The sequence below is a fragment of the Curtobacterium phyllosphaerae genome (assembly GCF_049341865.1).
GTDB lineage: Bacteria > Actinomycetota > Actinomycetes > Actinomycetales > Microbacteriaceae > Curtobacterium > Curtobacterium phyllosphaerae.
In genome coordinates, this window is record NZ_JBMPIU010000008.1 from 125,191 (window position 1) to 135,715 (window position 10,525).

11 protein-coding genes are annotated in these 10,525 nt (G+C 73.0%); 5 read left to right on the forward strand and 6 right to left on the reverse strand.

Annotation, left to right across the window (positions count from 1 at the left end):
- The first annotated feature begins 44 nt into the window (after positions 1 to 44).
- Positions 45 to 1,289, forward strand: a complete 1,245-nt coding sequence (locus ACO0E0_RS14235; RefSeq protein ID WP_422872100.1) for an MFS transporter — start codon at positions 45 to 47, stop codon at positions 1,287 to 1,289.
- A gap of 9 nt (positions 1,290 to 1,298) precedes the next feature.
- On the opposite strand, the gene ACO0E0_RS14240 is transcribed toward ACO0E0_RS14235, so the two are convergent.
- The 3 genes from ACO0E0_RS14240 to ACO0E0_RS14250 form a co-directional block, all read right to left on the reverse strand.
- Entirely contained in the window at positions 1,299 to 1,736 is a 438-nt protein-coding gene (locus ACO0E0_RS14240; protein ID WP_422872101.1) for a TIGR02611 family protein, read from the reverse strand.
- A gap of 127 nt (positions 1,737 to 1,863) precedes the next feature.
- Entirely contained in the window at positions 1,864 to 2,205 is a 342-nt protein-coding gene (locus ACO0E0_RS14245; protein WP_422872102.1) for a TraR/DksA family transcriptional regulator, read from the reverse strand.
- 22 nt (positions 2,206 to 2,227) lie between these two features.
- The gene (locus ACO0E0_RS14250; RefSeq protein ID WP_422872103.1) at positions 2,228 to 2,911 is read right to left on the reverse strand and encodes a GAP family protein; all 684 of its coding nucleotides are present in this window, start codon (positions 2,909 to 2,911) and stop codon (positions 2,228 to 2,230) included.
- An 82-nt stretch (positions 2,912 to 2,993) separates the two neighbouring features.
- Between ACO0E0_RS14250 and ACO0E0_RS14255 the strand changes: the two genes are divergently transcribed.
- Positions 2,994 to 4,031, forward strand: a complete 1,038-nt coding sequence (locus ACO0E0_RS14255; RefSeq protein WP_422872104.1) for an LLM class flavin-dependent oxidoreductase — start codon at positions 2,994 to 2,996, stop codon at positions 4,029 to 4,031.
- 155 nt (positions 4,032 to 4,186) lie between these two features.
- Positions 4,187 to 4,720: a DUF2510 domain-containing protein gene (locus ACO0E0_RS14260; protein WP_422872105.1), complete on the forward strand. Its 534-nt coding sequence runs from the start codon at positions 4,187 to 4,189 to the stop codon at positions 4,718 to 4,720.
- Positions 4,721 to 4,735: 15 nt separating this feature from the next.
- Here ACO0E0_RS14260 and ACO0E0_RS14265 read toward each other — a convergent pair whose 3' ends face one another.
- Both ACO0E0_RS14265 and ACO0E0_RS14270 read right to left on the reverse strand, forming a co-directional pair.
- Entirely contained in the window at positions 4,736 to 6,322 is a 1,587-nt protein-coding gene (locus tag ACO0E0_RS14265; RefSeq protein WP_422872106.1) for a maltokinase N-terminal cap-like domain-containing protein, read from the reverse strand.
- A gap of 47 nt (positions 6,323 to 6,369) precedes the next feature.
- On the reverse strand, positions 6,370 to 7,206 hold the full coding sequence (locus ACO0E0_RS14270; RefSeq protein ID WP_422872107.1) for a hypothetical protein: 837 nt from the start codon (positions 7,204 to 7,206) through the stop codon (positions 6,370 to 6,372).
- Positions 7,207 to 7,479: 273 nt separating this feature from the next.
- Between ACO0E0_RS14270 and ACO0E0_RS14275 the strand changes: the two genes are divergently transcribed.
- Both ACO0E0_RS14275 and ACO0E0_RS14280 read left to right on the forward strand, forming a co-directional pair.
- Positions 7,480 to 7,935 (forward strand): MaoC/PaaZ C-terminal domain-containing protein, encoded by a 456-nt coding sequence (locus ACO0E0_RS14275; protein ID WP_422872108.1) that lies wholly within the window; start codon positions 7,480 to 7,482, stop codon positions 7,933 to 7,935.
- Positions 7,936 to 7,940: 5 nt separating this feature from the next.
- Positions 7,941 to 9,194 (forward strand): hypothetical protein, encoded by a 1,254-nt coding sequence (locus ACO0E0_RS14280; protein WP_422872109.1) that lies wholly within the window; start codon positions 7,941 to 7,943, stop codon positions 9,192 to 9,194.
- Between the two features lie 7 nt (positions 9,195 to 9,201).
- Here the strand turns inward: ACO0E0_RS14280 and ACO0E0_RS14285 are convergent, their stop codons facing one another.
- Positions 9,202 to 10,125: an amidase domain-containing protein gene (locus tag ACO0E0_RS14285; protein ID WP_422872110.1), complete on the reverse strand. Its 924-nt coding sequence runs from the start codon at positions 10,123 to 10,125 to the stop codon at positions 9,202 to 9,204.
- Positions 10,126 to 10,525: the final 400 nt, after the last annotated feature.

Sequence of the window (10,525 nt, forward strand, 5' to 3'; positions counted from 1 at the left end):
ACGAATGACCAGTACCACCGGACACGTACATGGAGAGGCCACCCATGCAGTCAGCACGATCCGTCGCCGGGTTCTGGATCATCGCGGCGATGCTGCTCGTGTCCGTCGCGTCGTCCGCGGTCCCCTCGCCGATCTACCCCGTCTACGCCGCGGAGTGGCACCTCACGCCGCTGATGCTCACCGGCGTGTTCGCGATCTACGTCGTCGGACTGCTCGGGAGCCTCGTCACCGCGGGCTCGCTCTCGGACCACGTCGGTCGGAAGCCCGTGCTGTTCGCCGGAGCCGTCGGCGTCGTCGTCGCGATGGTGCTGTTCGCCCTCGCCGACGGGGTCGCGTCGCTCATCGTCGCCCGCATCGTGCAGGGCGTCTCGGTGGGGGTGCTGCTCGGCACGCTCGGTGCCGCACTCCTCGACCACTCGCTCGAGACCCGTCCGGCACTCGCGAGCGTGCTGAACGGCGTCACCCCGCCGATCGCCCTCGCCGTCGGGGCGATGTCGAGCGGCGCGTTCGTCGAGTGGGGGCCCGCGCCGGAGCAGCTCGTCTACGTGGTGTTCGGGTCGCTGCTCGTGCTCGCCGCCGTCGCCCTCGTCGTCGTCCCGGAACGCGTGCAGCGCCGCCCGGGCGCCCTGCGGTCGCTGGCCCCGACGATCAGCCTGCCCCGGGCCTCCCGGCCGCTGTTCCGGAGCGTCGCCGGCGCACTCGTGTCGAGCTGGGCGCTCGGCGGGATGTACTTGTCGCTCGTACCGAGCGTGCTCGGCACCGTGTTCGGGATCACGAACCACTTCGCCGCCGGCGCGCTCATCGCGGTGTTCACCGGTTCAGGAGCGGTCACCGGGCTGGTCCTGCAGCGCGTCGACACCCGTCGCGCGATGCTCGTCGGGCTGTGGGCACTCGTGCTCGGACCCGTCAGTCTGGTCGCGTTCGTCGTCGCCGGGTCCCTCCCGGGGCTCCTCGTCGGGTCGGTGATCGCCGGGGTGGGGTTCGGCGCCGGGTTCCAGGCCGCGCTCCGGATGCTCCTCGCCGAGGCGTCGGCCACCCACCGGGCCGGGATCCTCTCGACGATCTACGTCCTGAGCTACCTGGCGTTCGGGGTCCCGAGCGTCGTCGCCGGGCTGTTCGAACCGATGACGGGGCTCGTGCCGGTGATCATCGGGTACGGGTCGTTCGTGGTGCTGGCGGCCGCTGTCGCGCTCGTGATGCAGCTCGTGTCCCGGCGCACCGCGGCCGTCGAGGAACACGCCGCGGCCGAGGTCGCCTGCTCGACCTCGGGGTCGATCCGGACGGTCTGACCGGCGCGGTCAGCGTGCCGGTCGGCGGGGCGCGATCGGCACGGAAGCGGCGGGCGGTGTCCCGACGGACCGAGTGGCGTCCGCGTGGGCGTCGTCGACCGAGGACTTGCCGCGGTCCGCAGCGGCGCGCATCCGTTCCGTGCCATGACGGCGGACCCAGTCCCAGAACCGGTGGAGCTGGACGCGCAACCAGGCCGAGATGCGCGAGAAGAACGCGAACTCGCTCGCCAGGACCGTGAGGCCGATGAACACGATGAGCCAGCCGGGGCCGGGCAGGGGCACGAGGATCAGACCGATGACGACGATGAGTCCGCCGACGATCCCGACCAGGATCCGGTAGGGCAGGTGCACGTGCGGGCGGGCGTGGATCCAGGCCCGGACGTCGCGGAACCAGCGGAAGCGCGATCGCACCGCGCGGCCCTCGTGCTCGTCGTCGTCGTCGTCCATGGCGGCAGCGTAGGAAGCACGGCTGGGAATCCGCGGCATCACGACTCCGAATCCGCCGGTCCGGGGCCGGTGCGGATCCGACGGCCCCGACCGGGGTCCGGTGTGGCCGATGGTCCGGCCTGGAGGCTCAGCTCGCGTGCGCGACGCACGTCGCGGCCCACGGCGCGACGGCCAGGCGTGCCGCGGGGATCGGTTCGCCGCCCACGATGCACCGACCGTACCGGCCGTCGGCGAGTCGGACGAGCGCGGCGTCGACCTCGCGGAGGCGGTCGCGAGCGGCGTCCCGGACGGCGCCGAGCGAGCCGCGCTCCCAGGCGAGGGTCGCCCCCTCCGGGTCGTGCTCGTCGTCGACGTTCGCACCGTCACGAGCGTCGCTGACGTCCTGCATGTTCCGTTCGACGTCCGCGACGAGCCGGAGCGCACGGGTGCGTTCCTCGTCGAGGGCGGAGCGCGGGTCGGGGTCGTCCATCCGCTCCAGGCTAGCCCGGCCGTCAGAGCTGCCGGAGGCCCCCGACGACCTCGACGACGCCGAGCACCACGAGGACCACGACGAGCAACATGATCCCTCGGCGGAGGAGCCACTCGCGGACGGCGGCGAGTGGCCGCGCCGTCCCCGATGGCGCCACGGCCACCGCGACCACCGGCAGCACCACCCCGAGCGCACCGACGAGCACGTAGGCGACGACGGCGAGGACGATGCCGACGGGAGCAGTGGTCGCGGCCGCCTCGCCGAGCGTGATCCCGGCGGAGAGCGAGAGCACGAGGTTCTTCGGGTTCGCCACGACCGCGAGGAGCCCGAGCACCGCGGCACGCCTCGGCCCGACGTCGTCGACGACCGCGAACCACCGGACCGTCGCCGGACGGCCGTCCGCGAGTCGCCGATGCGTCCACTGCCACGCCGCGACCGCGAGCAACAGCACACCGGCGATGACGGTGATCCAGCCGACGACCGGGTCCCTGCCGCGGGCGTCCGGGTCGGGCAGGGCATCGGCGACGAGCGCCGTCACGAGGACGCCGACGAGGACGCCGGCCACCCAGCCGACGGCGAACCACACCGCCGACACACGACCGCGGCGCGCCAGCAGCAGCAGCACGACGGCGGTGATCGGCAACGGACTCACCGCGACCGCGATCGCCGTGGTCGCGAGCACGCCGAGCAGCGCCACCTGGTCCATCCGCCCCCGATCCCTCCGTGCAGCCTAGGACCGCGCCGCATCGTGTGGGAATGGCCGGCCCTGCCCGTGCGGTTGCACGGACATGACCGCCATCGGCTTCCTCTCCTTCGGACACTGGCAGGACCACCCGGGGTCTCGGGTGCGATCGGCGCGCGAGGCGCTCCTCCAGGGCATCGACCTGGCCGTCGCCGCCGAGGAGGTCGGCGTGGACGGCGCGTACTTCCGCGTCCACCACTTCGCCCCGCAGCAGGCCGCCCCGTTCCCGCTGCTCGCCGCGATCGCCGCCAGGACGTCCCGCATCGAGATCGGGACGGGCGTCATCGACATGCGCTACGAGAACCCCCTGTCCATGGCGGAGGAGGCCGCCGCGACCGACCTGATCTCCGGCGGCCGCCTGCAGCTCGGCGTGAGCCGGGGATCGCCCGAGACGGCCGAGGCCGGGTACGAGGCGTTCGGGTACGTGCCGGGCGACGGCGAGGACGACGCCGTCATGGCCCGCCGGCACACCGCGCTCTTCCGCCAGGCGATCGCCGGCACCCCGATGGCCCAGGCGAACCCGAGGATGACCGGCCGGGACGGCGTGCTGCCGGTGTCGCCGCTGTCCGAGGGGCTCGGCGACCGTATCTGGTGGGGCGCCGGGACCCGGGCCACCGCGGAGTGGACGGCCGAACAGGGGATGAACCTGATGTCGTCGACGCTCCTGACCGAGGACACCGGCGTGCCGTTCGACCAGCTGCAGCGCGAGCAGATCGAGCGGTTCCGGTCGACGTGGGCGGAGCAGGGGTGGGACCGCACCCCGCGCGTCTCGGTCTCGCGGAGCATCATCCCGATCACCGACGACGAGTCGCGGCACTTCTTCGGTGTGCGGGCCCAGGTCGAGGGCCGTGACCAGGTCGGGCACCTCGACGGCGGCGTCGCGCGCTTCGGCCGGAGCTACATCGGCGAGCCGGAGCGGCTCGTCGCCGAGCTCGCGGACGACGCCGCGGTGGCTGCGGCGGACACGGTGCTCGTGACGGTGCCGAACCAGCTCGGCGTGGAGTTCAACGCGCGCCTGCTCGCCGGTGTCGTCGCGATCGGTGCCGAACTCGGTTGGGACCGGCAGCCGGTCCCCGCGACCTGAGCCGAGCCTCCCGTCCGTCTCGTGTGCGGCGGTCCGCGCCGGGGGTACGAGTGGTCCCCCCTTGTGCCGACACCCGCTCTGGGACTGTGTCGCGTCGAAGGCTGTGCCTACCCTCGACATGAGCACATCCCGTTCCATCGACCACAGGAGACCCCGTGACACTGCCGGCCGCCGGCTGGTTCCCGGACCCGCGGGACGCACAGCGTCTGCGGTGGTGGGACGGCCGCACCTGGGGGAGCGCGACGCAGCCCGCGCCGCGATCGGTGCGCACCGACATGACGTCCGGCACCACCGAGGTCGCCGCCGCCCCGCAGTTCTCGATCAGCGCGACGAAGGTCGTGGACGTGGCCTGGGCATGCGGCTCGGGCGTCGGCACGGTCGCGGCAGCCGGCGTCGGCGGGTTCGCCGTCGGCCAGGTCGGTCCCGCCACCGAGGAGCGCCGGTTCTGCCTGTTCGGGTGGACGTCGTTGGCGGTCGCGCTCGTCTCCGCCGTCGTGAACCCGCTCGGGATGTTCAGCGTCCTCGCGATCGTGCTCGCCGTCGCCGGGTTCGTCCGCCCTCGTGGCACCGGTGCCTGGCGGGTCGTCGGACGGAGCTTCGCGGCGTCCGCCGTCGTCATCGCCGTCACGACGGGCATCGTGTTCGCCAGTGCGTTCGCGGCGCTCCTGCGGTCCGCCACCGGACTCTGAGCGACCGGCGCCGCGCTACGACGTTCGCTGACCCGCGCCCGCGTCCGCGTCCGCGTCTGCGTCCGCGAGCGCGTCCGGCGCCGAGCGCGCGACGAGCCGTCCGACGGCCGTGACCGGGATCCCGACCCAGTCCGGTCGGTTCCGGGCCTCGTAGAGGGCCTCGTACACGGCCTTGTCGACCTCGAACGCGTCGAGGAGTCGTCGCTCGGCGTGCAGGTCGACGCCGCTCGACGCGGTGTAGCCGTCGACGAACGCGCGGCGTGCGGCATCCGCCCAGTGTTCGGCGGACGCCGCCGTGTCGGGATCGACCGGACCGGCCGTCGCGGACGCTGCCGGCCCGGCCCCGTGCGCGATCGCACCGGCGACGTAGTCGAACGAGCGCAGCATGCCGGCGACGTCACGGAGCGTGAGGTCCGGACGGGAGCGCTCGGGCATCGGTCGGAGCGGCTCGCCCTCGAAGTCGAGCAGGATCCAGCCGCGATCGGGTGACGACAGCGCCTGCCCGAGGTGCAGGTCGCCGTGGATGCGCTGCAACCGGGGCCAGTCGAGTTCCTCGGTCGCGGCGTACAACGCGCGGATCGCGTCCGCGTGCTCGGCGATCGCGGGCACCTCGGCCGCGGTGACGTCGATCCGCTCGCGCATCGACCCGAGCATCGCCGCGACCTCGTCCGGGCCCGCCTCGATCGTCGGCAGCGTCGTGGCGAGGGTCGCGTGCACCTCGGCGACGGCGGCGCCGAGCGCGCGGGCCTCGTCGGTGAAGTCTGTCCCGGCCTCGGCGGCCGCGAGCGCCACGCGCCAGGCGTCCTCGAGCCCCGGCATGAACTCCTGCGCGAACGCCAGGTGGCCCGTCGCGGTGCCCTCGTCGCGGCCGACGTCCGGCCACGTGCCGGAGAGCGCCCCGATCGAGGTGGGCACCCGGCGGGACCCGCCGACGGACAGCGCGGCCTGGGTCGTCACGTCGGGGTTCTCGCCGTGGTGGAGCACCCGGAAGACCTTCACGATGACCTGCGGGACGCCGGTGTCGTCCGCAGCGCCGGCGTCGTCCGCAGGGTGGCCGTCGTCCGCCGGGTGGGCGTCGTCCGCAGGGTGGCCGGAGTCGACGTCGCAGATGATCGACGTGTTGGACTGCTCGCCGCGCAGGACCCGCGAGGACACGAGTGCGCCGGGCGTCCGGATCGCCTGGCCGTCGACCCCCATCGCTCCGCCGGACACGCTCCGTGACCCGGCGATGGTCGCGAGCAGCCACCGCGCGTAGGCGGTGTCGTGCGGACCGTCGTAGACCCAGCGGCCGTCGTCCTCGGCCACGAGTGCGGCGTCGAGACCCGCCACCGGGGCGGACCGGACCGTCACGGGCACCTGGTAGAGCACCGGGACGGTCGGCGCGTCGTCGATCACGAGGTTCGTGACGACGCGGACCGCAGTGCCGTCGAGGTCGTCGACGTGCTCCTCGACGCTCGCGATGACCCGGAGCTCCGGATCGAGCCCCTTGGCCGCGTACCACCGCTGCCCGGCCATCCAGGTCGCCACCGCGTGGTCGATGCCGCCGCCGCTGGTGGCCGACGTGCTGCCGGCGGAACGGGTGGTCTGCGCCTCGTCACTCATGCTGGGGAGCGTACGCGGGACGCCGCAGACCCGACCGGACGGCCCCGTCAGGCGGACTGCATCAGCGCGTCCGCGAGCCCGTCCGCGTGCGCGTCGACACGAAGCCCGGACCACGTGCCGTCCTCGGGCAGCTCGGTCGGCGGGACACGGACGACCGTGACGATCGTGCCCGCGTCGAGTCGTCGGCGGTACAGCGCGCGGAGCTGCGCCTCGGCCCACGGCGACCCGACGCCGAACGTCAGTCCGGCCGTCCGGCCGCGGTCGGTCCGCACACCGGGGTCGGCGACCCACGCGACCTCGACGTCGGCCCGCAGCGGGACGCCCTCGACGACGAGGTCGAGGGTCCCGGCAGCCGCAGCGGGCTCGTCGGAGCAGCAGACGACGAGCGTCCGACGCGTCGCACGGGCCACGAGTCCCGACACGGTGGACCGGACGGCGCGGTGGTCGTCGGCGCCGGACGGGGAGGACGGCACGGGCACCACGTGGACATCGCCGAACCCGACTGCGGCCGAGAACGAGGTCGTCCACCGCAGCCGCCCGGACGCCGCCGCCGCGCTGAACCCCGGAACGACGGCCTCGCCGTCGTCGAGGGACCGGGGACGCTCGCCGACGACGAGGACGTCGAGTCCGTCGCGCGCCATCGCGACGGCCCGGACGAGCGCGTCGCCACGGTCGCCCCCATGCGAGCGGTCGAGGCGGTCGACGACGCACACCCGCGGCTGATCGGCGACGGGCGGGACGCCGTCGACGACGAACCGCGGGCGGGCGACGGCGCGGGACCGGTCCGGCTCGACGCCGAGGACGACGCGGGCCGCGGGGACGGAGGTGGGTGGGGTGGGACCGGGGAGCGCGCGGAGGCGCAGCCGGTCGTCGACTGGGGTCATGGGATCCGGGTTCCTCATGCTGGGTGTGACGACTGCGAGGGTGTGACGGGTGCCGACGAACCGTTCCGCGGCGGGGTGGGTGCGGAGGCCGACCAGGGTCGGACTCGTCGGGACTGATCGGGTGTGGTGCGGGCCCCGGACGTGGGTGGCGTCCGGGTCTGTGGGGACCGTACTGCGGGCTCGATGTCCCCCACAAGTGGGACAGGATCATCGGGGCGTTCCTGCGCGATCCCGCAACCGTCGGGGCCGACGCCGCTGTGCCAGACTCGGTCCGTGCCGCACTACCTCGAGGACCTCGCCGCCGGACAGACCTTCGTCACTCCCGGTCGGACGATCACCGAAGCCGACGTCGTGTCATTCGCCTCGTGGACGAACGACAACAACCAGGTGCACACCGACGTCGAGTTCGCAGCGGGCACCCGGTACGGCCAGCGGATCGTGCACGGGATGCTCGGCGCCTCGCTCTGTCTCGGTCTCATCGCACGCACGGGCGTGTTCGAGGGGTCCGCCGTGGCGCTCCTCGGCATCGACGGCTGGCGCTTCACCGCCCCGGTGTTCATCGGCGACACCGTCACCTGCACCGTCGAGATCCTGTCGACGCGGTTGACGAGCTCCGGCCGGACCGGGATCGTCGAGCGGACCGTGACGCTCCGCAACCAGCACGCCGAGGTCGTCCAGGAGGGCCGGATGGACCTCATGGTGCTGACGCGTGCGGCCGCGATCGCCTGACCGAGGTGGCCACGGCACCAGCGGGAGGTCGCGTCGACGACGCCGGTCGTGCCTCCAGTCCGGGCGGGAGGGCGCGTCGCGCCGGACGCGCGGTCCGCATCGGTCTGGAGGGACGACACAGCGGGTGGACCGCTCCCCTGCTCCTGTGGCTGGCGTCCCGGATCGTCAGCACCGCGCTGCTCGGAGCGGTGTTCGTCATCGCGACGAGGAGCGGCTGGCGGTTCGCGAGCTCCCGAGCAGACCCCTCGTTCCTGACGTTCTCGGGGTCGTGGGACGCGTCGGCGTACCGGACGATCGCGACGGTCGGCTACCCCGTCGTGCTGCCGACCGACGCCGCCGGACACGTCCTGCCGAACCCGTGGGCGTTCCTGCCGGTGTTCCCCGTGGTGGTCCGCGGCGTCATGACGACCGGGCTCTCGTTCTGGGCGGCCGGGTTCCTCGTGGCGGTGCTCTGCGGCGCCGGGGCGTGCGTCGTGCTGTACCGGCTGATCCGCGCGACCGGGTGCTCGCGGCGGGCGCGTCGTGGTGTGGCGCTGTTCGCGTTCGGGCCGCTCGCGTTCGTGCTGCAGGTGTCCTACGCGGAGAGCACGTTCCTCCTGCTGCTGTTCGGCGCGCTCCTCGCACTGGTCCGGCAGCGGTACTGGCTCGTGGCGCTGCTCGGCGTGGTCGCGGCGTTCACGCGGCCGGGGGTGCTCGCGCTGGCCGTCGCCGTCGCCGTGCACCTCGTCGTGCGATGGGTCCGGGAGGGCTCCGCGTTCTCCTGGCCGGCCCGGGTCGGTGTCGCCGCGACCGGACTCGTCGTCGCCGTGGCGGGACTCGCGTGGCCGGTCGTCGCGGGAACGGTCACCGGTCGATCGGACGCGTACCTCGCGACGGAGCTGTCCTGGTGGGTCGGGTTCGTCGGGCGGCAGCACTTCGCCCCGTTGACGCCGTGGTTCGTGATGGCGTCGCGGTGGCTCGGGCTGCTCGGGATCGTGCTGGTCGTGGTGCTCGTCGGCGGGTTCGTCGTGTTCCTCACGCGACGATCGGTCCGGACGCTCGGTCCGGAGCTGCTCGGGTTCGTCGCGTCCTACGGGGCATACCTCGTCGCCGTGTTCCTGCCGCAGCAGAGCCTGCCGCGACTGCTCCTGCCGATGGGGCCGGTGCTCGGATCGGACGCGTTCGTGCGGACCCGTCGGCGGACGGTGTCGTTGCTGGTCGTCGGCGTGGTGCTGCAGCCGGTCGCGATCGTGTTCCTGTGGTTCCTCGGGTACCCGTGACGGTCGTTCAGGCGTCGAAGGTGTGGAACCAGGCCGTGCCACCGGGGTGCTGCACGGTGATCATCTCGTCGAGGTCGCGGTAGGGACCGTCCTCGTTGTGGCTCGCCGACTTGATGCGCGTCGTGCCGTCGGCGTCCTTCGAGACCTCGGACACGATCGTCACGTGGTCCGGCGAACCGTTGTGGTTCCAGTCCCACATCACGATGTCGCCGATCCGCACCTCGTCGCGGGCCTCGAGAGGGCGGCGGGTCAGCCCGAAGGTCGCCGCGTTCGCGATGAGCCACGGGTCCATGGACGGGCAGTAGGTCCACGTCGTCGTGTGCTGGGCACCGGCGTCCCGGCTGTACCAGTCCGCACGCTGCTGCCAGCCGCGGGCGACGAGGGTCTGGCTGACGAAGTTCGCGCAGTCCCCGCCGATCGGGTTCATGTCGCCGTACGCCGCCGTGTTGTAGTGCTGCCAGTACTGCATCGCGTACTCGAGCTGCCGGTCGACGTCGGTGAGCGCGGCGTACGCGACCGTGGACGTCGTGAGGGTGGTGCCGCCCTGGTCGGCGAGCACGACATCGGCGTCCCCGGGGGTGTACGTCGCCTGGTGCGGCAGCGTGAAGGCGACCGTGTGTGCCGATGCCTGCACGTCCGTCGCTGGCACGCCCCCGACGCTGACCGCGGTCACGGCGGCGAGGCCCGCGCCGGTGACCGTGATGGTGGTGCCACCGGCGAGCGGGACCGTGCCGGGTTCGAGCTTGTCGGCATTCGGCGTCGCGGCGGGTGTCGTGGCTCCCGTCGACGACGCTCCCGTGGTTCCGGACGGGCCGGCGCTCCTCCGGTCGTCCGACGAGCATGCGGCCAGCGCGAGGCCGACACCGGCCACGCCGGCGAACGAGAACAACGCGCGTCGCGTGAGCGCCGGGTGCGAGGAGGGAGGAGTCATGACCGTTCCAGGGTAGGCGATGTCTGCGCCGAGCTCGCCGATGCTGCTCCTGGAGCTGTTTCATCACGGTCCGGTAACGCGTCCGAACCGGACCAAACCGCGGTGCTGGGGGTGCCGAATGGACAGTACATCGGGCAAACGCCCCGAAGCCTCACCAGCGGCTCGCCATCGTCTTCCGGCCGACGCCCATCTGGTTGTCCGTCCAGTCCTGGGCGGTACTCGGGGCGTCCACAGCAAAGGATTGGTTCATCATGCGTAAGTTCACCAAGACCACGGTCAGCATCGCTGCTGCGGCTGCGATCATCGCCGGTGGTGCCGGGTTTGGTCTCACGGCTGCGAACGCGGCTCCGGCGCACTACGCTGCGGCGTCGTCGTCGAAGATCCCCGCGCCGGCTGCTGC

Coding starts and splice junctions, on each gene's coding strand:
- ACO0E0_RS14250 (WP_422872103.1), bottom strand. CDS start 2,911: ATGGACCAGGTGGCGCTGCTCGGCGTGCTCGCGACCACGGCGATCGCG.
- ACO0E0_RS14245 (WP_422872102.1), bottom strand. CDS start 2,205: ATGGACGACCCCGACCCGCGCTCCGCCCTCGACGAGGAACGCACCCGT.
- ACO0E0_RS14240 (WP_422872101.1), bottom strand. CDS start 1,736: ATGGACGACGACGACGACGAGCACGAGGGCCGCGCGGTGCGATCGCGC.
- ACO0E0_RS14255 (WP_422872104.1), top strand. CDS start 2,994: ATGACCGCCATCGGCTTCCTCTCCTTCGGACACTGGCAGGACCACCCG.
- ACO0E0_RS14285 (WP_422872110.1), bottom strand. CDS start 10,125: ATGACTCCTCCCTCCTCGCACCCGGCGCTCACGCGACGCGCGTTGTTC.
- ACO0E0_RS14265 (WP_422872106.1), bottom strand. CDS start 6,322: ATGAGTGACGAGGCGCAGACCACCCGTTCCGCCGGCAGCACGTCGGCC.
- ACO0E0_RS14235 (WP_422872100.1), top strand. CDS start 45: ATGCAGTCAGCACGATCCGTCGCCGGGTTCTGGATCATCGCGGCGATG.
- ACO0E0_RS14270 (WP_422872107.1), bottom strand. CDS start 7,206: ATGACCCCAGTCGACGACCGGCTGCGCCTCCGCGCGCTCCCCGGTCCC.